Annotated in this window: 20 protein-coding genes; 13 read left to right on the top strand and 7 right to left on the bottom strand. The window is 41.9% G+C overall.

From position 1 onward, the window contains the following. Positions 1-14: 14 nt before the first annotated feature. Positions 15-1,652, bottom strand: a complete 1,638-nt coding sequence (pafA, locus tag ACK4HU_RS16940) for an alkaline phosphatase PafA (protein WP_409808751.1) — start codon at positions 1,650-1,652, stop codon at positions 15-17. Between the two features lie 107 nt (positions 1,653-1,759). On the opposite strand from pafA, the gene ACK4HU_RS16935 reads away from it, so the two are divergent. From ACK4HU_RS16935 to ACK4HU_RS16895, 9 genes are all read left to right on the top strand, one after another. After that, positions 1,760-3,361, top strand: a complete 1,602-nt coding sequence (locus ACK4HU_RS16935) for an aminopeptidase P N-terminal domain-containing protein (protein ID WP_409808749.1) — start codon at positions 1,760-1,762, stop codon at positions 3,359-3,361. 108 nt (positions 3,362-3,469) lie between these two features. Then, complete coding sequence (locus tag ACK4HU_RS16930) at positions 3,470-5,173, top strand: hypothetical protein (RefSeq protein ID WP_409808747.1); 1,704 nt, start codon at positions 3,470-3,472, stop codon at positions 5,171-5,173. 59 nt (positions 5,174-5,232) lie between these two features. Further along, a complete protein-coding gene (locus ACK4HU_RS16925) occupies positions 5,233-7,065 on the top strand; it encodes an ABC transporter ATP-binding protein (RefSeq protein WP_409808745.1) in 1,833 nt (610 codons plus the stop codon). 257 nt (positions 7,066-7,322) lie between these two features. Next, entirely contained in the window at positions 7,323-7,691 is a 369-nt protein-coding gene (locus tag ACK4HU_RS16920) for a hypothetical protein (protein ID WP_409808744.1), read from the top strand. 63 nt (positions 7,692-7,754) lie between these two features. Next, positions 7,755-9,293, top strand: coding sequence for a YifB family Mg chelatase-like AAA ATPase (locus ACK4HU_RS16915; RefSeq protein WP_409808742.1), 1,539 nt, complete (start codon positions 7,755-7,757; stop codon positions 9,291-9,293). A 29-nt stretch (positions 9,294-9,322) separates the two neighbouring features. After that, positions 9,323-10,231 (top strand): ORF6N domain-containing protein, encoded by a 909-nt coding sequence (locus ACK4HU_RS16910; protein ID WP_409808741.1) that lies wholly within the window; start codon positions 9,323-9,325, stop codon positions 10,229-10,231. A gap of 39 nt (positions 10,232-10,270) precedes the next feature. Then, positions 10,271-10,768, top strand: a complete 498-nt coding sequence (locus ACK4HU_RS16905) for an ATP-binding protein (protein WP_409808798.1) — start codon at positions 10,271-10,273, stop codon at positions 10,766-10,768. A 227-nt stretch (positions 10,769-10,995) separates the two neighbouring features. Then, positions 10,996-11,199, top strand: coding sequence for a hypothetical protein (locus tag ACK4HU_RS16900; protein WP_409808739.1), 204 nt, complete (start codon positions 10,996-10,998; stop codon positions 11,197-11,199). Positions 11,200-11,395: 196 nt separating this feature from the next. Further along, positions 11,396-12,817: a PQQ-dependent sugar dehydrogenase gene (locus ACK4HU_RS16895; protein WP_409808738.1), complete on the top strand. Its 1,422-nt coding sequence runs from the start codon at positions 11,396-11,398 to the stop codon at positions 12,815-12,817. Positions 12,818-12,840: 23 nt separating this feature from the next. On the opposite strand, the gene ACK4HU_RS16890 is transcribed toward ACK4HU_RS16895, so the two are convergent. After that, positions 12,841-13,674 carry an MBL fold metallo-hydrolase gene (locus ACK4HU_RS16890; RefSeq protein ID WP_409808736.1) on the bottom strand — a complete coding sequence of 278 codons (834 nt, stop codon included), beginning with the start codon at positions 13,672-13,674 and terminating at the stop codon, positions 12,841-12,843. Beyond that, positions 13,671-14,066, bottom strand: a complete 396-nt coding sequence (locus ACK4HU_RS16885) for a PAS domain-containing protein (protein WP_409808735.1) — start codon at positions 14,064-14,066, stop codon at positions 13,671-13,673. Before ACK4HU_RS16885 ends, ACK4HU_RS16890 begins: the two co-directional genes overlap by 4 nt. Positions 14,067-14,201: 135 nt before the next feature. On the opposite strand from ACK4HU_RS16885, the gene ACK4HU_RS16880 reads away from it, so the two are divergent. The 3 genes from ACK4HU_RS16880 (at position 14,202) to ACK4HU_RS16870 (ending at position 15,587) form a co-directional block, all read left to right on the top strand. Next, entirely contained in the window at positions 14,202-14,642 is a 441-nt protein-coding gene (locus tag ACK4HU_RS16880) for a DUF2214 family protein (protein ID WP_409808733.1), read from the top strand. 115 nt (positions 14,643-14,757) lie between these two features. Continuing rightward, entirely contained in the window at positions 14,758-15,183 is a 426-nt protein-coding gene (locus ACK4HU_RS16875) for a hypothetical protein (RefSeq protein ID WP_409808731.1), read from the top strand. Further along, the gene (locus ACK4HU_RS16870) at positions 15,180-15,587 is read left to right on the top strand and encodes a hypothetical protein (RefSeq protein ID WP_409808729.1); all 408 of its coding nucleotides are present in this window, start codon (positions 15,180-15,182) and stop codon (positions 15,585-15,587) included. Before ACK4HU_RS16875 ends, ACK4HU_RS16870 begins: the two co-directional genes overlap by 4 nt. Before the next feature lie 14 nt (positions 15,588-15,601). Here ACK4HU_RS16870 and ACK4HU_RS16865 read toward each other — a convergent pair whose 3' ends face one another. After that, positions 15,602-16,921 (bottom strand): acetylxylan esterase, encoded by a 1,320-nt coding sequence (locus tag ACK4HU_RS16865; protein WP_409808727.1) that lies wholly within the window; start codon positions 16,919-16,921, stop codon positions 15,602-15,604. Between the two features lie 174 nt (positions 16,922-17,095). After that, positions 17,096-18,187, bottom strand: a complete 1,092-nt coding sequence (locus tag ACK4HU_RS16860) for a 6-phosphofructokinase (RefSeq protein WP_409808725.1) — start codon at positions 18,185-18,187, stop codon at positions 17,096-17,098. A gap of 204 nt (positions 18,188-18,391) precedes the next feature. Between ACK4HU_RS16860 and ACK4HU_RS16855 the strand changes: the two genes are divergently transcribed. Continuing rightward, positions 18,392-19,342 (top strand): polyphosphate kinase 2 family protein, encoded by a 951-nt coding sequence (locus tag ACK4HU_RS16855; RefSeq protein WP_409808723.1) that lies wholly within the window; start codon positions 18,392-18,394, stop codon positions 19,340-19,342. 145 nt (positions 19,343-19,487) lie between these two features. On the opposite strand, the gene ACK4HU_RS16850 is transcribed toward ACK4HU_RS16855, so the two are convergent. Together ACK4HU_RS16850 and ACK4HU_RS16845 are read right to left on the bottom strand one after the other, a co-directional pair. Further along, entirely contained in the window at positions 19,488-21,032 is a 1,545-nt protein-coding gene (locus ACK4HU_RS16850; RefSeq protein WP_409808721.1) for an aldehyde dehydrogenase family protein, read from the bottom strand. A 60-nt stretch (positions 21,033-21,092) separates the two neighbouring features. Then, positions 21,093-22,100 (bottom strand): DUF4421 family protein, encoded by a 1,008-nt coding sequence (locus ACK4HU_RS16845; RefSeq protein ID WP_409808720.1) that lies wholly within the window; start codon positions 22,098-22,100, stop codon positions 21,093-21,095. Positions 22,101-22,309: the final 209 nt, after the last annotated feature.

The following is a 22,309-nucleotide window of genomic DNA, read 5'->3' as shown; positions in this document are numbered from 1 at the left end:
TTTGATGTCAAAAACTATTTATCCAAGATTTCCTTGATAGGCTGACCTGTGGTTCCGTTTGGCATTCTTGTTTTAAGTAGAATTGACAAGGTCGGAGCAATATCAGTGATGGAGGTATAAGTCGAGCTTTTGCCAGGCTTTATCCCCCATCCGTAGAAAGCAATCGGAACATGTGTGTCGTAGGAATAGCCCGATCCATGGGTGGTACCACGCTGACCTCCTGCCAACCAAGCGGGTTCCAAAATCAATAAGACATCACCTGATGCTTTATGATTATAACCCATTTGGAGAAGATTGGGAAGGTTTTTCGTGAATTCCTGATTTCGTAAATCGAATGAAGTATACGCTTCTTTTACTCCTTTGAATCGAAGTGAAAAATCAGCAAAATCTCGCTGCATTTGCACAAAATCAATCTTCTTTTCTCTTGCAAGATCTTTGTTCAAAAAAATCTGTTCATTGGAAAAATTAAGCACCCAATTGCCCTCTCCATACATAGCCAAGGCAAAACCTCTGAGCTGATTCAGTATCATTCCTGTGTTGAAATTTCCTGCTGGTACGCGTTCGCTTATCATGTAAGCAGGAACTTCTGCTACTCCATGGTCAGATGTAAAAAAGACGAGATATTGATCTTTGCCAATAGTCTTATCCAAGTAATCAAAGAATTTAGCAAGATCTTGATCTAATCTGAGGTAGGTATCTTCCACTTCAACTGATGGAGGTCCAAAACGGTGGCCAATATAATCTGGACTGGAAAAACTCACAGCCAAGAAATCTGTTTCGCCACGTTGTCCTAACTTTTCCCCTTCAATAGCGGCATAAGCAAAATCGAGTGTTAGGGTATTTCCGTAAGGCGTAGATGAAAGTAATCCATATCCTCCGTTATCTGCTTTCAATGAATCGAGATTGTAAGGGAAAGTTGGTGTCGCTTTTCCGAAAAATGGGCCTTCGAAGTCGTTGTTGTCGGCAATGCTGTTTTTATAAGTGTTGATTGGATACAGCGTTTTCCAAGTTTGCTTCAAATAGCTATCCGGAAGTTTTTTTGCATTAAATCCCGAAACCCACTTAGGCAAAGTCAAAGAATCATAGTAATAGGTAGATGTCATAAAATCTCCATTTACATCATCGTACCAATACGCATCACCAGTATGTCCGGCTGGAAGACTGGCTCCTCGATCCTTGATTGCTATTCCTACCACTTTTGATCTCTTGCCAGTGGCAAATCGTAACTCATCAGTAATCGTGGTAGTGAGCATGTTTCTTGGACTGATCTGACCATTTCCCGGAGTTCCGGCGACATTGGTCACAGTACTGTCTTCGGCGCAGTAAATCGCCCGGCCCAGCTGCTTCACAAACCAATTATTGGCAATAACTCCGTGAGTGGCTGGAGTGGTGCCCGTGTAGACTGAGGCGTGGCCCGGGCCTGTGAAAGTAGGAATGTAATTATAATGACCATTGGTCATCATAAAACCCTGATCAGTAAATCGCTTGAATCCACCTTCACCAAAACGCTCACCAAATCTATAGAGGTATTCTTGCCTTATCTGATCAACAATTATCCCAACCACCAGTTTGGGTCTTTCTGTTTGACTTTGTGCCAAAGAAACTGATTGGACTGCAAGAAGCAGTATAACCAAGGCCAATAGTTTTCGCATGATTTATATATTTTTTTGCTAAATATAAAGATATCCCACATTTGATAGATTATCACTTTGTTAAATGGACAAAAGGACGCAGTTTCAACGCTTGAAATTTTATAATTATGATTAGATCCTTACTTTCGGCCGTATTGGCTTTGATTTTCGTGGTTTCCGGTTTTTCTCAATCCTACTTCGAGGATGGACTTTCCGCTAATTTTCATAAAGAAAGAAGACAAGCTCTCCGAGAATTAATGCCCAAAAATAGCATTGCGGTAATTTTCACCAACCCCACAAAAAACAGATCCAATGACGTTGATTTCATCTTTCATCCCAATACAGACTTTTTTTACCTGACTGGTTTTAGAGAACCCAATTCAGTTTTAGTCATTTTCAGTGAGGTACGAAATTTCGATAGTTTTTCGAGCAATGAAATCCTCTATGTTCAGCCAAGAGATCCTCGAGCTGAACAATGGAACGGGAAACGCCTTGGAGTTGATGGAGTCAAAGAAAAACTGGGATTTGAACAAGTGTTTTTGAATGAGGAATTTGGAAAAACTCCCGTATTGAATATTCAGGAATCAGAGAAAATCCTTTCGTTCAATCTGGGGAAAACTCAGGAAGAAAGTAGTGCCAATGCACCATTGATTTCCATGATTGGTAAGTTCAAAACAGAGACCCAATATCCAAAGGAGCTATCTGAAGTAACCATGGAAATGTATGAGCTAATCCGTGCCACTGAAGTGGGAAACTCCGCAAATGTCGCACAGGTAATAGGAAGGTATCAGCGCACTTATCCTGAGGTGGAAAAAGATCCCATTCTCTCAGACTTTGTAAAAGCTGATTCTCCTGAGAAAAGGATGGCAATAAAGCAAAACATCCCTGACTCAAAACTCGACATCACTTCCCTGCCAAAAATGATGGACCAACTCCGTGAAGTCAAAACAGCGGAAGAAATCGCTTTGCTGAAAAAAGCAGTAAAAATTTCTGCCGTTGGACAGATTGAAGTGATGAAAGCTGCAAAAGTGGGCATGTCCGAACGAGAAATTCAAGGAATCCATGAATTCATCTATAAACGATACGGCGCAGAGGGTTTGGGTTATCCATCCATAGTCGGAGCTGGAAATAATGGATGCATTCTTCATTACATCGAAAATGATCTAACAAATGTCGATCAGCGGCTTTTATTGATGGATTTAGGTGCAGAATGGAGAGGGTATACCGCAGATGTAACACGGACCATTCCTATCAGCGGCAAATTCAACGAAGAAGAAAAAGCCATCTATGAATTGGTTTATAAGGCCCAAGAAGCAGGGATAGCACTTTGCAAGGTGGGAACTGATTTTTCAGAAATTGGACAAGTGACACGTCAAATTATCAATGAAGGACTCGCAGATCTGGGCATTATAAAAAGAGGTGAACGCCATAATTACTTTCCACATGGCACTTCTCACCATTTAGGCTTAGATGTTCATGATAGAGGTGGATATGGATCACTTAAAGAAGGTGTTGTCTTGACTGTGGAGCCCGGAATCTACATTCCTGAGGGTAGCAACTGTGACGAAAAATGGTGGGGAATTGCCGTGAGAATTGAGGACGATATTCTCGTAACTTCCAATGGTCCAGTAAACCTTTCCGAGGATGCTCCAAGAACAGTTGAAGCCATTGAGCAAATGATGCGGATTCCCAGCATCTTGCAAAACTGGGCATTACCTGAGATCGATTGATTTGGAAGCTATATTTTCCGCCTCTTTGTTTCAAAAAGAGGTACATTGCTCAGGTTAAATTCTTTCTACATTAGATCCATTTCCCATTTCTTTTCTAGACTTGATGTAATGCAAAAATTCACGAGCACTCAACTTTTCGGCCTTCTTGTACTTTCTTTTGGTCTTTTTTTCACAGTTCAAATTAGTTTCGGCCAAGGCGCTTATATCCCATATGATCGGGATTACTACCACAAAATTGACCGATACGAAATATTGCAGGGGAGAAATAACCCTTTCTTCAACAGTGGATTTAAACCTTACCGTCGGGATATTGTAGCGCAATTTCTTGACAGCCTCGCAGAAAATCCGAAAGTAATTCTATCCAAAGCCGATCAATTTAATCTGGACTATCTGAGTCAGGACAGTTGGGAATTTTCTGAACGAAAAACTCCCGAATCGAAAAAACCCTTCCTTAAATCACTCTATAGAAGACCTGGAGATTTCGCACACTATGAAGGTGAAGATTTTGGAATTCATCTTAGTCCTGTCATCTATCTCAGCGGAGGAACAGAAACAGACAATGTCAGAAATCCGGCACGACTTGCAAGAGGACTGGTAATGAGAGGTTCTGTAGATAAAAAAGTAGGCTTTTATACCTATTTGACTACTTCAGAGGTTTTCTTTCCAAGTTGGGTGAAAAGCTACGCTCAAAATAACGGTGCAGTTCCTGGAGAAGGGTTTTGGAAGCAATATGAGGGAGACGGATACAGTTATTTTTCAGCGCTCGGCCATGTATCCTTTCAAATAACCAAGCACATCGAAATCCAAGTGGGTCACGACCGAAATTTTGCAGGTGAGGGATACCGTTCTTTCCAAATCTCTGACTTCTCGAATCCCTACATGTTTGTCAAGTTTAATACCAAGGTCTGGAAGTTTCAGCTGACCAATCTCTGGACCCAAATGACAGCAGACGTTTTTTACAACCGCGGCAGGCCGACAGATGGGCGATATCCTCAGAAATATTTTGCTTACAACCGACTGGGATTCAATGTGGGAAAAAATCTGAATTTGGGCTTTTACTCATCGATCATGACCGATAAGATCAATTTCAATTACTTCAACCCGATCATTTTCCTCCGGTGGGCAGAACAACAACAGGGCACACCGGATAAAGTCATGCTTGGCTTGGATGCCAAATGGATTTTTACTCCAGGCATGGAGCTTTATGGACAGTTTGCATTGGATGAATTTGTTTTTTCTGAGTTCTTTGGGATCGATGGTGAGGGTTCCAAACGAAACAAATATGGTGCACAGCTAGGCTACAAATACATCAATGCCTTAGGCTTGAAAAATCTGGATTTACAGTTGGAATGGAATCAGGCCAGACCCTATACTTTCCAGGAAAAAGTGGACTACCAATCTTATTCCAATTGGAATACTCCCCTCACCCACCCTAGAGGTGCCAATTTTCGAGAATTTGTCGGAATTGTAAGGTATCAACCGCTTCCACGATTGGACTTGAATTTTACCGGGTTTTACCAATATTTTGGTACTGATGAAAATGCGGCAGTCAATTGGGGAGGAAATGTACTGAAAAATCGCCTAGAGGGTAGTCCAACTGGTTTGTTTGGCAACTTTATTGGTCAGGGAATCGAAAACAGAGTCGTTCAGACCAATCTTACTGCATCCTACATGGTCAAGCACAATTTCTTTGTGGATGCCTCGCACACAATGCGAAGAAGAACCGCACAGGATTTGAACACCCCTGCAAGTAGCCACTACTTACAGTTGGCATTCCGATGGAATTTTGTCAGACCGGACTTCAACTATTGAAATAAACCTCTGCATTCAATTTTCTGTAACTTGCAGGCCGTATTACCCCTTGCTATTGGATGAAAACCTACCTTCGGATCCTGTCATATGCTCGCCCATTTGGCAAATTCGTCCCGACATACATCTTTTACACGCTTTTTTCCATCATTTTTGGACTGATCAACTTTACGCTGCTAAAGCCGCTGTTTGATGTAATATTCGAGCAAGTGGATCCGGAATCTTTGGAGAAATTCAGATCCCTTCCACCCTTTTCATTTTCCATTGATTATTTCACAGGGCTTTTCAACCACTACTTCCTATCTGTTCAGGATGATTATGGGAAAATGGGAACCTTGTTCTTTGTCTGCATCATCATCGTTTTTTCGGTCTTTCTATCCAACCTATTCACCTATCTATCTGGTATAGTTTTGGCAAAAGTTCGGGCCACCGTCATCAAAGGCATGCGGATAGACATATTTGAAAGAGTAGGAGCATTGCACATCGGGTACTTTTCCAATGAGCGAAAAGGTGATCTGATGTCCAAAATGACCAATGATGTTCAGGAGGTCGAAAACACTATTGTTCAGTCGCTTCGGGTTGTGTTTCGCGAGCCCGCGACGATTATTCTCTATTTCGTGGTCCTGTTTTTCATGTCGGTGAAATTGACACTTTTCACCATTCTAATCATCCCGATTTCGGGAGCAATCATCGGAGGAATCACTCGAAGACTCAAAAAGAAAGCAATCCAAAGTCAACAGTCCTTGGGAAGGATTGTCAATATTCTGGAAGAGACATTGGGAGGAATGCGTGTAATCAAAGCCTTCAATGCTGAGCGATTCATCGGGCAGAAATTCGAACAGGAAACTGAATACTACTCCCAGGTAAATGTGAGTATGGCACGAAAAAATGAACTTGCCTCCCCAATTTCACAATTTCTCGGAGTCAGTGTAGTAGCGGGGATTTTGGTTTACGGAGGGAGTTTGGTACTCAGCGGGGAGTCGGATTTGAGTGCGTCGAATTTCATTACTTACATCATAATTTTCACCCAAGTATTGAATCCCGCCAAGGAAATCTCCCGAGCTGTATCCAACATTCAGCGCGGAATCGCTTCGGCTGAACGGATTTTTGAAGTGGTGGACACCGAAAGTCAAATCAAGGCACCAACTATTCCAAAGCAAATTTCCGATTTCAATTCAGCTATCGAATTCAGACAAGTATCTTTTGCATATGAGGATAAACTCGTGCTGAAAAACATCAATTTTAAATTAGAAAAAGGCAAAACCATTGCCCTGGTTGGTCCATCTGGAGGAGGGAAGTCAACGTTGGCAGATTTGGTTCCGAGATTCTATGATCCTACTTCGGGTGGAATTCTACTTGATGGAACTGACCTTAGAGAATTTTCACCCTCCGATCTCAGAAGTCTAATGGGCATCGTAACTCAGGAATCTATTCTTTTTAACGATTCCGTATATAACAACATCGCCTTCGGAATTGAAAATACTACTGAAGATCAAGTGATAGCCGCAGCCAAAATCGCTAATGCACATGAATTTGTCTCTAATCTGGAAAATGGCTATCAGACCTCCATCGGTGAACGAGGATCCAAACTTTCCGGAGGCCAACGGCAACGATTGAGCATTGCTCGGGCAGTGCTGAAAAACCCCCCAATCCTGATTTTGGATGAAGCCACTTCAGCATTGGATTCAGAATCGGAGCTTTTGGTTCAAGAAGCATTGACCAAACTGATGACCAATCGAACAACCTTGGTAATTGCTCACCGTCTTAGTACCATCCAGCATGCAGATGAGATATTAGTCATTGAAAATGGCCAAATTGTACAGCGAGGAACTCATTCTGATTTGATGACAAAAGCAGGACTTTATCAAAAGCTTTCCAGTATTCAGACAGTTTGATTAAATTAGAAAACTTTAAATAATTGCCCTAAAAAAATCGATTGTGCACCTGGCAAAATACACCCGGAGAATTGCCAACCAAGCGAGATTTTAAGTGGGCTTAAAAAAAATATAGCTTATGAAAACGAGCATGACCCAAAGCGACACACAGAGGGATGCCCCGATAGCCCCGATAGCTATCGGGGGGGGAATGCATGCGAAATTCCACCTGCCTGCCGGCAGGCAGGTGTGGCCTTTAAAAATCAAATTATAATCACATGAAAAACATAGCAAAATACCTTCAAATCGTAGTGATAGCCTACTTCATTCTTTATCTGATCTTTTTTCTTGCGTTTGATACAATTGGAAAAACCTTCGGTATGGATCCCCTGACTTCCAGTTCGATGGTCAAGGTATTTCTTATAGGATTCATTTTGTCTCTAGCCGCTTGGGGCGCAGTTCTCATGCAGAATAAAAACCAAAATGATGTAATGAAAAAAATGCAGGATGAAATGAATGGGCTCAAAGCCAAAATTTATGACATCGAGCATCCAAAAGTAGTTGAGCCCAAAAGGCCAATTCCCCAGAAAAATCAGGATGATACCAGTGGAATCCTCCGTCCAAGACAAAATTTCACCGATCAATAAAGGTTTAATTTTCAGAATCCAGTATATTGAGGAGACCAATCGTCTCCTTTTTTCATTTCTACTATGGTCGCAAAAACTTTTGGAAGTGCAGTCTCAGGCGTAGATGCCAACCTGATCACCATTGAAGTCAATGTCGGACAAGGCACAAGCTTCTTCATGGTAGGTTTGCCTGACTCTGCTGTCAAAGAATCTCAGCAGCGGGTAGAGTCTGCACTGAAATACTTCAACTACCGAATGCCTCGGCAAAAAGTAGTAATCAATCTCGCTCCAGCTGACATCAGAAAGGAAGGCTCGGCCTATGACTTATCCATTGCGATGGGGATTCTTCAAGCCTCTGAGCAAGTAGAATTTCCCGAATTAGACCGTTACGTGATCATGGGTGAGCTTTCATTAGACGGGAATCTTCGCCCGATCAAAGGCGTGCTTCCCATTGCGATCGAGGCAAGAAAAAAAGGTTTTAAAGGCTTTATTCTTCCTTTGGAAAATGCAAAAGAAGCCTCAATCGTCAATAACATCGACATCATTGGAGTTGAAACTCTCGATCAAGCGGTGGAATTCCTACAGGGAAATCTACAAATCGAACCGCTAGTCACCGATACCCGAGAAATATTCTACCATTCTCTCGATGACAATGAATTTGACTTTGCAGATGTGCAAGGCCAAGAAAATATCAAGCGTGCCATGGAAATCGCAGCTGCCGGAGGTCACAATGTGATCATGATCGGTCCTCCCGGTGCAGGTAAAACCATGCTTGCCAAGCGCCTGCCCTCGATTCTCCCTCCACTTTCCCTTCAGGAAGCTTTGGAAACTACAAAGATCCATTCTGTAGCTGGGAAATTAGGAAGGAATGGTTCTCTTTTAGCCCAACGTCCATTTCGATCACCTCATCATACGATCAGTGATGTTGCCTTGGTTGGAGGAGGAGGAAATCCTCAACCCGGAGAAATTTCTTTGGCACACAACGGTGTCCTATTTTTAGACGAACTCCCGGAATTCAAACGAACGGTACTGGAAGTGATGCGTCAGCCTCTTGAAGACCGGAAGGTGACGATCTCTCGAGCTAAAGTCTCCGTGGACTACCCGGCTAATTTTATGCTGATCGCCAGTATGAATCCCTGTCCTTGCGGCTATTATAACCATCCCGAGAAGGAATGTGTCTGCGGACCGGGCATTGTGCAGCGCTATCTCAACAAGGTCAGCGGCCCCTTACTAGACCGTATCGATCTTCATGTGGAAGTAACACCGGTTAAATTTGACGAGATGACCTCCACTCGCAAGGCAGAATCAAGCAAATCCATCCGCGAGCGGGTCATCCAAGGAAGAGAACGGCAGCGTGCACGCTTTGAAAACAATCCCGAAGTCTACTGCAACGCCATGATGCCCTCTCACATGGTGAAGGAAATCTGCCAAATCAACGAAGCTGGCCGAGCCCTACTCAAAACAGCCATGGAACGGCTGGGACTATCTGCCCGAGCCTACGATCGAATTCTGAAAGTCGCTCGAACCATCGCTGATATCTCCGGCAGCGAGACAATCAAAGTCGAGCATCTGGCAGAAGCCATTCAATACAGAAGCTTGGATCGAGAAGGATGGGCGGGGTAAAAGAATAGATAAGTGAGAATTTTTTGAACATGAAAAATATGTTGCCACAGGAAATTGAAAGTAGGATTTTTACTATCCGCGGTATGCAAGTCATGCTTGATAGTGACTTGGCAGAAATGTATGAGGTAGAAACCAAAGTTTTAAACCAAGCTGTAAAGAGGAACTTAGAGCGATTCCCCAATGATTTCAGATTCCAACTTGAAGAATTTGAGTATCAAGTTTTGAGAATAAAAAAAGAAAACCTCACTCATTCTTTAAGGTCACAAATTGTGACCTTAAAGAATGGACGGGGTAAACATAGAAAGTATATACCCTTTGTTTTCACAGAACAGGGAATAGCCATGCTTTCTGCTTTACTCAATAGCAATACAGCAGTGCAGGTTAGCATTCAAATCATGCAAGCTTTCATTAGAATGCGCAAGTTCCTTATGCAAAATGCTTCCGTTTTTCAACGCCTTGACCTGTTGGAGATGAAACAATTTCATTCAGAAGAAAAAATTGAGCAGATTTTCAAAGCACTTGAGGCTGGACAACCTAAACTTGAAAAAGGAATTTTCTTTGATGGGCAAATATTTGATTCTTATGAATTCATTTCAAGTTTAATTAAAAATGCTAAATCAGAAATCATTCTGATTGACAACTATGTGGACGAATCTGTTCTCACGTTACTAACCAAACGGAGCAATAAGGTAAAGGCTTCTATTTTTTCGAAAAACATCAGCAAAGCCTTCCAACTAGACGTGGAAAAGCACAATGCTCAATATTCCGAAATCCAAATACTTCAATTCTCACAGAGCCATGATCGTTTTTTATTGATCGACAGAAGACACCTTTACCATTTCGGCGCATCTTTAAAAGACTTGGGGAAAAAATGGTTTGCTTTTTCCAAGATGGATAGCTTCGTGGAAGTAGTTATTAAGCAGTTGCAACTTGAATAAACATCCTATCTAAAATACGATTCAAATGAAAATCAACTAATTTATATTTACAAAACTTTTTTTGATCAAGCTGAAAATAAAAACTGGATTTTATTTTTTGATGAGGCAGATGCTCTTTTTGGGAAGCGTACAGAAATGAGCAGCTCGAATGATCGTTACGCCAATCAGGAAATCTCCTACCTGTCACAAAGGATCGAGGACTATCCGGGGGTGGTGATTATGGCCTCCAATTTAAAAGCTAATCTTGATGCTGCTTTCACCCGCAGGTTTCAGTCGATAATCCATTTTCCAATACCCAGCTCCTCTCAGCGTCTGAGGTTATGGCAAAATGCATTTTCCGATAAAACGGTACTCTCTGATGATATCAAACTCGAAGATATCGCTCAGAAATACGAGCTTAACGCGGGTGCTATTAACAACATTACACGGTATTGTTCGCTGATGGCCTTAAAAAAAGGGCGTAATGAGATAATGCTAAATGATGTAGTTGAAGGCCTACGCCGTGAATTCAAAAAAGATGGAAAAATAATTGATTGAATAAGAGCTGAACGAATAATCTATTTGGCCGCCTTTCTATTAATATTGGCCTAACATAAAATCACGTCGTATTCTTTCAGTCGCCATAAACTCACCTTTTTGATTAATTGAAATCAAGCATGATCCCGTACGTACGGGAACACACAGAGGGATTAATATAATCCATGCGAAGATTCCACCTGCCTGCCGGCAGGCAGGTGTGGCCTTAAAGAAAAAATTATAATCATATGAAATCGAGCATCAATGTCAAAATGTTGATTGTCCAAAAAATTCTTCCTAGCCTAATGAAAAATCTCAGCCTTGCTCTCCTTTTTTTTGCCTTAGTCTTTTCAGCATTCGCCCAGCAGGATGTTAATTACGAGGAAGCTCAAGTTCCTAATCTTATTCTTCCGGACTTGTTTGTTGACTTTCAGGGGAATATTTGTCACTGAAACTGGGTGCAAGCGTGTACTCTGAAATCTACCAGATCCCGATATCACTCCCTGACCAATACAACTATTCCCTCCATTCGCTCCACCAAAAGTCAGTAGGATATCATCTCCGGGAAGGAAAGCATGATTTGAACAGCTACGATTGGGAAAAGATTATTGACTTCGCCGATTTGCAATCGACAAAGGCGTACCAATTGTGAACCCTATTCAAATCTCACTGGGTCCAAATGGAGTGCTTTTCGCTGCAAACCAAAGCGGAGAAATCTACAGCCTTCGGGATTCAGACGGGGATGGACTGGAAGATGAGGCCTTGCTTTTTGCAGATCTTAATGAAATAGGATTGCATTCACCTGCTGGATTTACTCATAAAGGAGACACGATTTTCATCGGCACTCGCAGTGAAATCAGGGCATTTCTCGATACCAACCAAGATGGAAAAGCTGACACTTCATGGACGTTTTTCAACAAATTCCCGATCAGCGATCATCCTTATGAATGGACAAGTGCCTTAAGCGTGGGCCCGGATGGTTGGATTTATTTTGTCTTGACAACGGATTCCTGGAATCCTAGTGCTTCTCCGGATCCATTAGGACTTCGCGGTTCGATAATGAAAGTTTCTCCCGATGGTAGCCAATTTGAGCAAGTTGCCACGGGAATTCGATCCATTCATGGTATGACTTTCAACTCTTCCGGTGATTTATTTTTCGCAGACAATAAAGGCGGTGGCAATCCAACCGAGGAGCTAAACCAACTTATTCCCGGCAAATTCTATGGTCATAACCCCAAAAAATATGAAGGTAAGTTTGATACCATCACCGCACCGGTTTTTTCTCTGGAAAATGAAATCGCACCGGGAGGAATCGAATTTAATTCCGTATCTAATGACTTTGGTGGAACTGCCGGAGATCTCTTTGTGGCTTTCTATGGTCCAGGTGAGTTTTGGAACCGTGGCGCAGTAGGTCGCGTGAAAATGCAAAAAACAGCATCTGGATTCTTGTTTGAAGAGTTCCCGGTTGCGGACATACCGAAATTATCGGATCTGGCATTTGGGAAAGATGGATCGCTCTACGTCGCGCATCATGGCATTTCCGACTATTGGTATAATGCAATGGAAGAAAAAACTGGAGGATTTTACAAAATCATCTACGACCCTAGCTTGGAGGGTAAAAATCCAACAGTGAAACAAGTCAAGGAGGAAAACTTTTCTTCGGCTTCTCTCGAAAATGGGAAAGCTTTATTCGGAATCCGTGCCTGTGCAGGCTGCCACGCAGTAGATGGAGTCACAGATTTGATCGGACCAAACCTGAAAGGAATAGGCAAGGAATTTTCCCAAGAAGAAATTTTGGAAGAAATCAATAAACCTTCCGATCGAATAAAACCGAGTATGATTGCCACTCGAATCACCAAAAAGGACGGAAAGGTACTCTTGGGAAGGGTCGTTTACACCGACCAAAACAATACCTCATTAATGCTGGTTGGAAACCACGTAGTGCAAATTCCCAAATCAGAGATAAAATCTTCTGAAGAAGTTTTGACTTCCTTGATGTATGCAAATCTACTCGTTGGACTTTCTGAGCAAGAAATTAAAAACCTTCTGGATTACATTTCAAGTCTCTGAGCGAAACCCAATTTTCTTCAAAATCAAAACTCATAAACATTCCCCTCAGCACAGAGCTCCACCTCGAAATTCAATTTGAGGTTCTGAGTAGATTCTTTTAGCATTTGAACCAATTGCTCATCAGATCGGACAGGTTCATGATGGAAAAGTGCTAATTTTTTTACTCGGCACATTTTCCCGAATGCAATAGCGTCTCGCACAGAACTATGGCCCCAGCCAATTTTGCTCACGTATTCTTTAGCTGTATATGCGGCATCATGAAAAAGTAAATCCGCTCCGTTTGCAATTTCAAATCCACTTGTCCACTCGGGATCACTTGGGAAATTCGCAGAACCCATCTGGAGTTCATGGTCTGGCAAATAAGCAATTACCGTATTATCTGCTTTAAGCCTAAAGCCCAAAGTAGGCCCCGGATGACAAATGTAGTCTGATTTGATTTCTACTTGACCGATTGAAAATTGAGAATTATTTAATTCATGAATGATTGGGTGACTTGGTAATTCACTCAAGCGAACAGGAAATAATGGAGGGGAAAAATATCGTCTTAGCCGATTGACTAGAGGTTCATTACTGGTGGAAGGACCATAGATATGAACTTTAATACCAGGATTATATAAAGGAGTGAAGAAGCCCAGTCCCATCGTATGATCCATATGAAGATGAGATAAGAGCAAGTGTATTTCCCGAATATCAGGACTGAGATATTTTCCGAGTCTAAGAATTCCCGAGCCCCCATCAAGTACAATGCAAGTGTCTCCGTGTGTGACTTGGATACAGGATGTATTTCCTCCATATATGGTGTTTTCTGGTCCCGGTGCCGGGAGGGACCCCCTACATCCCCAAACTTTCACCTTCATAGTGCGTCCGTTTTCCAAAACATTGCCATTGATCCCAAAAATCGATTCGGCCTACCCATAATCGGAAAGGATGAAACGGTGATGTGAATCCGATCACCCTTAAGGCTGTCAATATAAAACGATCCAAAAGCAGGACTTTTGGTGGTAATGGTCTTAACTAAAGGCAAATCCTCTGGGACTATTGGATTACCATCACCATCGGTTGGAGTGAAAACTGTGGCCCACTCCTCTACCCTCATTCCCCCGGTCTCCCCAAAGCGTAATCCAAAAATGGTCTCGGCTGCTTCATTGTAAAACAGCAAATTCCCATCAGGATCAACTAAAAAACAGGGCATTCCAAGGCTATCTCCAAATTGCCTTGCCAAAATTAATTCTAAAGGTTGTGCTGGCATATAGTCTAAAAGAACTTGGTTAAAAATCCCCAGAAGTTAAGTAATTTTCATGAACGACAGAACTTTCTATAATTTATTTGTGAAATAGCCTGATAAAACATCTAATTAATCCCCAAACTAAATTTAATTCAAAAAATGGCACTTGAACTTCTTCTCCGGTACTTTCACTTTGTTAGCATTTTCGTGATCGTTGCCACCTTAATTTCAGAACATCTCCTTTTGGAGTCCAATTTAAGTAGAAAGAAGATTGACCGTCTTTCCAAAATCGATGGCATCTATGGCCTTTCAGTACTTTCGCTCCTCGCTGCAGGATTGACCTTATGGTTTGGAGGACATGGAAAACCTACTGAGTTCTATTCCGAAAACCCTATTTTCCATATCAAGCTTGGTTTATTTGTTGTAATAGGATTGCTATCTATTTACCCAACTGTATTTTTTATCAAGAACCGAAAAGGAAATCCAAAAGATATCGTTGCGATTCCAAAATCAATTTTTTGGATGATTCGCTTAGAACTTCTTATTGTTTTCTTGATTCCAATTCTAGCTGGCTTAATGGCTAAAGGAATTGGACTGTAATTCTTATAGCAGGAAAAATAATTTTTGTAGTTAATTAGAAGCTAGTTTACCATATTTGGACAACTTAGTTGAAAGGTAAATTGTCAAATCCCTGTCTTCTCTTATATTAAATCTCATGTGGAAATCCTTAACCTTACTGGCATTATTTCTGATTTTTTCTCAAAACCTTAAAGCTCAAAATGCAGAAAGTAAATTCCTGATTGAGGAGTACCTCCGTCAAAGTGAGAAACAGAAAAAGACAGGATTAATCATGTTAGGTGCAGGTGCCGGATCAGTTATTTTAGGCACTGTCCTATTTGGAGCCGGATGGAATAGTGGAAGCACTTTTGCCGGAGGCACCGGAGCTCTTCTATTGGCTTCCGGAAGTATTTCGACACTTGTCAGCATTCCGGTCTTGGTCAGTTCTGCATCGAACGGTAGAAAAGCAGCGAAACTTGGTCTTGGCTCGACCCAGATAGCAGCTCCAAGTTCCAGGGGTATTGGCCCAATAACTTATCCATCTTGGATTATTTCCATTCCGCTAAATTCTCAGAAATTATGAAGTATTTATTTTTAGCCTTGATGTTGTCGATTCTCAGCTTTAACGTACTCGGGCAAAATGCGGAACCATCACCACTGCAATTGGACCTAATCCAAAAAAGTGACACTCAATACAAAGCAGGCTTGTTTTTTCTTGGAGGTGGGACGGCTCTGACTTTAACTGCACTTATAATTCCAAGAAATTTCGATTTCGACAGGGGTACTAACAACACCAGAGTTATATCATTTTTGGGGTGGACCGGTTTTTTATCTATTAGCACCAGCATTCCCCTTTTTCTGAGTGCTGGTCAAAATGCAAGAATGGCAGCACGACTTTCTCTTGAAAACCAAGCGATATACCAACCAATTCCGTTTCCAAGTCAGACCAGGAACATTCCTTCTTTAAGCCTGAAAATTCCCCTTTAAGTATTCCCAGTATTTTATTTTTTCAATTTTTCAAAAAGCCAGTTGTCAGATCTAGCGCCTTGCTCTGGGTAAGTCCAATGACCAGTTTCAGGAATTACAAAGACTTCTTTAGGAGCCTTGATCTGATTATACACTGAATATAATGAAGTTGGAGGGCAGGTATCGTCATTAAATCCCCAGGAATAAAAGCCTGGTGTCTTTAAGATTCTTGCAAAATTCACTACATCATAGTACCCAAGAGTTTCGATTGCTTTGGGGAAATTGTGATACTTCAGATTGTTTCCCGTAAAAATATGAGGCCAGCCCCCTGCCCTATCATTTAAGTAGCCCGTCATATCGCTTAAGGCAGGATAAAAGGCTGATAAATACTTAATCCTAGAATCCAAGGCAGCAGTAACAATTGATAAAGCCCCACCTTGACTACCACCTTGGACGGCTAAATTTTGACCGTCATATTCGGGTAACGAGACCAAAAAGTCAACAGCGCGAATACATCCTAAATACACCCGTTTGTAATAATAAAGATCTTTATCCTGAATATTAAACATGGGGTAGCCACTCAATGCTCCGGAAGCTAAATTGGTGTATGTATTTTGAGGCAAGTCAATGGGAATGCCATGGATTCCTATTTGAAGGACTATTGCTCCCCTCCCAGCTTTAGCTAGATCTCCAAGATATGGTCTAATGCCAGCCCCCGGAACTTGCAGAATGGCAGGATATTTTTCACCGCCCTTCGGCACTGTCAAAACACCATAGACCCGGCTGTTTCCGATATTTCTAAAATTGACATGATACACATCCACTGCATCCGTACTTCTCTCTGGGACATGGATTATTTTTGCTTCCATAGGGATTTTAGCTAAATCCGCCTTTCCTGCATTCCAAAAAGCCTCAAAGTCCTCTGGCATTTTCACCGTGGGCTGAATTTTTTCGGGCTCAAAAGCTGCTGTTCCCATCCCTCGATATTCCTTACCATCGATTGTTGCAAACACCTCACAGCGAAGAAACCCAGGAGCCTTCATCCCGGCAGCTGAGATAGTAGCTTTTCCCTCTTTAAGTGATAAAGGTCCTTCTTGGAGAGACTGCATCTTTTCTTCTTTCACAAAATAGCGAACATTTTCAACAGCAATAGGTCGACCGGACTGGGTGACCGAAACTATGAATTCCACCTCTTCACCGATTTGGTAGACCCAATCCGATTTATCCGGAGAAACGGATATTTCCAGGTATTGCTTCGGGATCTGGGCAAGAGAAAGTTGTGAAAAGCCAATCAAAAGGGCCAACAAGCCTAGAAAATTGAGCTTTTTTACGGATTGGGGAGAATAAGTGGACATAAAGGTTTTGGGTATGGAAGTGAGGACTCCTTTGATTTATTTCAAATGCTAATGAAATCAAGCATGGCCCTCTTGGTGTCACACAGAGGGAAGTTCATAATCCTTGCGAGATTCCACCTGCCAGAAGCCAGGCATGTGTGGCAATTCTAGATCAATTATAAATAAATGAAAACCTTAATCCCCGAAGGAAATTCCAAGTCCTTTTGCTGCTTGGACTAGGGTATCGCTTGGATTGACCACATGGTAAGCACTAATCGCATCCTTAATTGGCACGGATGTGTAGTCATTATTTTGCAAAACTACCAATTGACCAAACTTCTCTTCAAGTACCAGTTCCATAGCTTTGACTCCAAATACTGAGGCTATCACCCTGTCAAAAGCGACCGGAGTTCCTCCTCGCTGAGTATGTCCCAAGACGGTCTCTCGAATATCTGCTTCGATCCCGGCATCTTTCAACTGCTGACTTAAGGTAAAGCAAACACCTCCTAATCGGATTCCGTGACGTCCTTCCTCTCCTACCGAGGAGGTGATTGAGCCTTCTTTGGCATAGGCTCCCTCTGCGATGACTATATTCACGAATCCCCGTCCATTATTATATCGGCTCTTGATTCGCTCGACCACTTTTTCCAGATCATAGGGAATCTCCGGAATCAGACAAATTTCCGCTCCTCCCGCAATTGCCGTGTACAATGCAATCCAACCCGCATTTCGTCCCATCACTTCCATGATCATCACACGGTGATGACTGCTTGCTGTAGTCACCAATCGATCAAATGAATCCGTAGCAGTCTGAACGGCAGTTTGAAACCCGAAAGTAAAATCTGTAGAGTTCAAGTCGTTATCGATCGTTTTCGGTACGCCGACCACAGGCATACCAGCTTCAAACATTGCTTGAGAAATCGCTTGAGACCCATCACCACCGATATTAATGACTGCACTAAATCCTAGAGATTTCATCCTGTCAACTATCCAAGGGATTCTACTAATTTTCTTAATCGAGCCATCGGGCTGTTTTTCAGATAAACTCATCGGATTTCCTTTGTTTGTCGTTCCGATGATAGTTCCACCCAAAACGTGGATTCCGGAGACGACTTTTTCCTCTAATTTGATCAGCCGGGTGGGTTCTTCCATCAATCCGTTGAGTGCTTCATAACTACCCCAAACTTCCCAGTCATCTTCTCGGGAGGCACGCTTTACGATTCCCCTGATCACTGCATTTAATCCTGGGCAATCCCCTCCACCTGTGGTTACAAGTAATTTTTTCATTGTTATTTCATTAATTCAAAAAACTAAAGCTAAGCTTTTATTCATTTGGACTTGGAACATAGATTTCTATTTCTTAATTCCTTACATTAATTCTAGTAATTAAATCAAAGCCCTTAATTAAACTCTATTCTGGGCTACAAATCTGGAAACCCTGATTTTGTGGAAATAAGGACTCAACGAATTAAAATTTAAAAAAAGCCAATTATGCTTAAAAATGGAGAAGAAGTACCAAATGATATCAAAAGCCTGAGCAAAAAAGACCTGATCAAACGAGCTAAAAAATTTGCAAAAAAATATTATGTCGGAAATGGTGAAAAATTCAAATTAAAAAATTTTTCAACAGTACCGAAAATGGAACTAGGGCCCGAAGACAAGCCTATGGCAAAAGAGGCCTTAGCGCAAGGTGTTGAAGCTTTGGCAGCACTTCAGGATATTCTGTATGCTCAGGATCGCTGGTCTTTACTCGTGATTTTTCAGGCTATGGATGCCGCAGGAAAAGACGGGGCTGTCAAGCATGTGATGTCTGGAATCAATCCTCAAGGATGTCAAGTCACTTCGTTCAAAGTTCCAAGTGCCGAGGAATTAGATCATGATTATTTATGGAGATGCCAAAAGCGAGTGCCTGAGCGGGGTCGGATAGGAATTTTCAATCGATCTTATTATGAGGAAGTGTTGATTGTCCGTGTTCATGAGGCGATTCTTCAAAATCAAAAGCTCCCAAAGAAACTAATCACTAAAAAAATCTGGAAAGAACGATTCGAGGACATTCGGAATTATGAGCAATATCTCCACCGAAACGGTACAGTGGTTATCAAGATATTTCTCCATGTTTCCAAAGAAGAACAGAAACTGCGATTCATTGACCGAATAGATGATTCGTCAAAAAACTGGAAATTCAGCACAGGTGACATCAAAGAGAGAGGGCATTGGGATGAATATCAGGACGCCTATGAAGACATGATCAAAAATACCTCTACAAAAGACTCTCCTTGGTATGTAATTCCGGCGGATAATAAGGCTTATGCTAGAATTGGCGTTGCATCGGCAATTATAAGCGCTTTGGACCAAATGGACCTGGAATATCCTCAGGTAAGTCCAGAGAAAGTTGCTGAACTACAGGAAGTTAAAAAAGCGCTATTGGAGGAAAAAGAATGAAAGTAGGGAGGTAGGGAAGTTTGGATGTTAGGAAGGAGTTAGAGATCACTCAGTCGCAGTTTTCAGGCAACTTTTTAGCTGCCTGAAAACCGCCAGTTCTAGGTGTCTTGAGTCTTAATAGTTATGTCTAGGTACTTGAGAAAATTTAAATGTCAAACTTAATCCCTTGTGCCAATGGCAGCGAAGTCGAGTAATTGATCGTATTCGTCTGCCGGCGCATATAGGCCTTCCAGGAATCAGACCCGGATTCTCTTCCTCCCCCTGTTTCCTTTTCACCTCCAAAAGCTCCACCAATCTCAGCTCCGGAGGTCCCAATATTCACATTTGCGATTCCGCAATCCGAACCAGCTGCGGACAAAAATGCCTCTGCTTCACGCATGTTGGTCGTCATAATTGCAGACGAAAGCCCTTGAGGAACTCCATTTTGCAAAGCAATAGCTTCGAGGACAGTCCTGTATTTGATCAGATAAAGTATCGGTGCAAAAGTCTCATGCTGCACAATTTCAAAATGATTTTCCGCCTCATAAATTGCAGGCTTAACATAACATCCCGACTCATATCCAACACCGGAAAGTATTCCACCTTCCACTACCGCTTTTCCTCCTTCAGCTTTTACTTTTTCAATAGCTTTTAAATAACCATTTACGGCTTCCTGATCGATCAATGGTCCAACGTGATTTTTTTCATCGAGCGGATTTCCAATGACTAACTTCGAAAACGCTGAAGCAAGTCTTGCCTTCACTTCATCGTACACATTTTCCTGAACGATCAAGCGCCGAGTAGTCGTACATCGCTGACCTGCTGTACCCACTGCGCCAAAAAGTGCCCCTCGAATTGCAATATCCAAATCAGCATTTTCGGTAATGATGATGGCATTATTTCCGCCGAGCTCGAGTAGAGATCTTCCCAATCGCTCTCCAACAGCTTTGCCAACCAATTTCCCCATTCGAGTGGATCCAGTCGCTGAAACCAAAGGAACCCGAGGATCATGAGACATCAATTCTCCTATCTTATAATCTCCTATGATCAAATTAGAAATCCCTTCAGGCATGCCATGCTTTGCGAAAATTTTCCCAACAATCAATTGGCAAGCCACACCTGATAAAGGAGCTTTTTCCGAAGGTTTCCAAACGCAAACATCCCCACATACCCAAGCTAAGGCCGCATTCCAAGACCAAACTGCCACTGGAAAATTGAAAGCAGAGATAATTCCGACGATTCCAATCGGATGCCATTGCTCATACATCCGATGGCCGGGACGCTCCGAGTGCATGGTTAATCCATACAACTGTCGGGAAAGACCTACTGCAAAATCGCAGATATCAATCATCTCCTGCACCTCTCCTAGGCCTTCCTGATAGGATTTGCCCATTTCGTAGGAAACGAGTTTACCTAGATCGGCTTTCACTTCCCGAAGCGCATTTCCGATCTCTCGGACTATCTCCCCACGCTGGGGGGAAGGTACAAGCCGCCACTTTTCAAAAGCAATCTGTGCTTGACTAATTATAGATTCGTAAGTATCTGCATCCGATAGTTGGACTTTACCGATCAATTGCCCGTCTGCAGGTGATACCGACGCCAAATCTGATTCACTGGAATTGAGCCAGTTTACCCCAGTTGACGAACCGAGGTTTTCGGGTTTAATTCCCAAATTTTTTAATGGTTCTGAAATTCCGAAAGGATCTTGCATTGTAAAAAGGTGTTGAAATTGTCTTCCCAAAGCTAAAAAAGAAATCCATGCCGGACGAATCTAGTCCTTTTTAAAAAGCCGTTGGACGATTTTCATCGGATTATATTTCGGGAAATTTTCTGTCAATTTAGGTCCTGCGTTGATTTTATAAGCAAAGATAAATCGGTAATTCCCTGTATTGATGGTTTGGCCGACCTCTCTGACTTCCGATAAGTTTAGATTTTTATAGACGTAATTGAAATTTAAGGAAAATCGCTCGCCATTGTATCCGGCAAATCCTCTGAGAAAGTACCCTGGAACAAATTGGGTGTTTCGTTCTTGTTTTTTGCTGTCAGGAGTGGAAATAGAAAGTCCAAGATTGGCTGCTGCCGAGCCTGTTAGAAAAAAGCCCTTTCCAAAGACCAAGGTCCCGATCATTCCCGCATTCGGACCAATATGAAAAAAATCCGCGCGATCATAATTTCTTTCCCTATTGAAATTAGCCTCAGGAAGAATGAGAGAATCTCCTGATATTTTTAAGAAATAAGCCTCAGCACCGATAAAGGGGGAAAATGCAGATTTTTTTTGAATTGCAGATTGTAGAAAAGCAGCAGCTATAGACACTCTATCGCCTCGAAATACATAATTGGCGTTTACTCCGATCTTTTGAAGACTTAAGTCCTCTCTGGGCACACCAATTCCTTCCGAGCCAGGAAACTTATACCCATTGTAAAACTGGGCGAAAAGATCGATCATCCAAAAAGTAGGATAAATATGTGCTTGAAGATCAGTTGTCCTAGGAAAATCTTTTTCCCGATTTGGGTTAAGAAAACCTAAAGGACCAGCTAGGTTGAGCGTGAACTTCTGAAATGTAAAGCCAAATCCAGTATTGAGACCCGTATTTGGTGTAAAGGTGAGTGCCGGATTAGTAACTTGATATTCTGTAAACTTCCTTGATGAATAAGCACGTAACACCAGAACGTCTGCTTTCTCATCAATGTATGATGTATCCACTCCCCTACTTTGAGCTAGGGAAAATAGAGGGACAATTGAGGCTAATAACAGAAAAAAATATTTTGTAAAATTCATTGAATCAATAAATAACTAATTTTTATTCTGCTTCTCCGCTACAATCAAGCCAAGTATTTGAAAAAAAACGGTGGTACCACAACTCACTTAAAATTCCACTTCATTTAAAGGTATAATATTGATAGATGGCTCTAATGTCAGTTTCCCATTTTTTCAGAAAAATTAAGTCCATAAAATGAGCTCCTTCTGGTAATAGATCAGAAATTCAG

It is taken from the genome of Algoriphagus sp., assembly GCF_046296635.1.
Lineage (GTDB): Bacteria > Bacteroidota > Bacteroidia > Cytophagales > Cyclobacteriaceae > Algoriphagus.
This window is presented reverse-complemented; position numbering and strand designations above follow the sequence as displayed.

Coding starts and splice junctions, on each gene's coding strand:
- pafA (WP_409808751.1), bottom strand. CDS start 1,652: ATGCGAAAACTATTGGCCTTGGTTATACTGCTTCTTGCAGTCCAATCA.
- ACK4HU_RS16935 (WP_409808749.1), top strand. CDS start 1,760: ATGATTAGATCCTTACTTTCGGCCGTATTGGCTTTGATTTTCGTGGTT.
- ACK4HU_RS16930 (WP_409808747.1), top strand. CDS start 3,470: ATGCAAAAATTCACGAGCACTCAACTTTTCGGCCTTCTTGTACTTTCT.
- ACK4HU_RS16925 (WP_409808745.1), top strand. CDS start 5,233: ATGAAAACCTACCTTCGGATCCTGTCATATGCTCGCCCATTTGGCAAA.
- ACK4HU_RS16920 (WP_409808744.1), top strand. CDS start 7,323: ATGAAAAACATAGCAAAATACCTTCAAATCGTAGTGATAGCCTACTTC.
- ACK4HU_RS16915 (WP_409808742.1), top strand. CDS start 7,755: ATGGTCGCAAAAACTTTTGGAAGTGCAGTCTCAGGCGTAGATGCCAAC.
- ACK4HU_RS16910 (WP_409808741.1), top strand. CDS start 9,323: ATGAAAAATATGTTGCCACAGGAAATTGAAAGTAGGATTTTTACTATC.
- ACK4HU_RS16900 (WP_409808739.1), top strand. CDS start 10,996: ATGAAATCGAGCATCAATGTCAAAATGTTGATTGTCCAAAAAATTCTT.
- ACK4HU_RS16890 (WP_409808736.1), bottom strand. CDS start 13,674: ATGAAGGTGAAAGTTTGGGGATGTAGGGGGTCCCTCCCGGCACCGGGA.
- ACK4HU_RS16885 (WP_409808735.1), bottom strand. CDS start 14,066: ATGCCAGCACAACCTTTAGAATTAATTTTGGCAAGGCAATTTGGAGAT.
- ACK4HU_RS16880 (WP_409808733.1), top strand. CDS start 14,202: ATGGCACTTGAACTTCTTCTCCGGTACTTTCACTTTGTTAGCATTTTC.
- ACK4HU_RS16875 (WP_409808731.1), top strand. CDS start 14,758: ATGTGGAAATCCTTAACCTTACTGGCATTATTTCTGATTTTTTCTCAA.
- ACK4HU_RS16870 (WP_409808729.1), top strand. CDS start 15,180: ATGAAGTATTTATTTTTAGCCTTGATGTTGTCGATTCTCAGCTTTAAC.
- ACK4HU_RS16865 (WP_409808727.1), bottom strand. CDS start 16,921: ATGTCCACTTATTCTCCCCAATCCGTAAAAAAGCTCAATTTTCTAGGC.
- ACK4HU_RS16860 (WP_409808725.1), bottom strand. CDS start 18,187: ATGAAAAAATTACTTGTAACCACAGGTGGAGGGGATTGCCCAGGATTA.
- ACK4HU_RS16855 (WP_409808723.1), top strand. CDS start 18,392: ATGCTTAAAAATGGAGAAGAAGTACCAAATGATATCAAAAGCCTGAGC.
- ACK4HU_RS16850 (WP_409808721.1), bottom strand. CDS start 21,032: ATGCAAGATCCTTTCGGAATTTCAGAACCATTAAAAAATTTGGGAATT.
- ACK4HU_RS16845 (WP_409808720.1), bottom strand. CDS start 22,100: ATGAATTTTACAAAATATTTTTTTCTGTTATTAGCCTCAATTGTCCCT.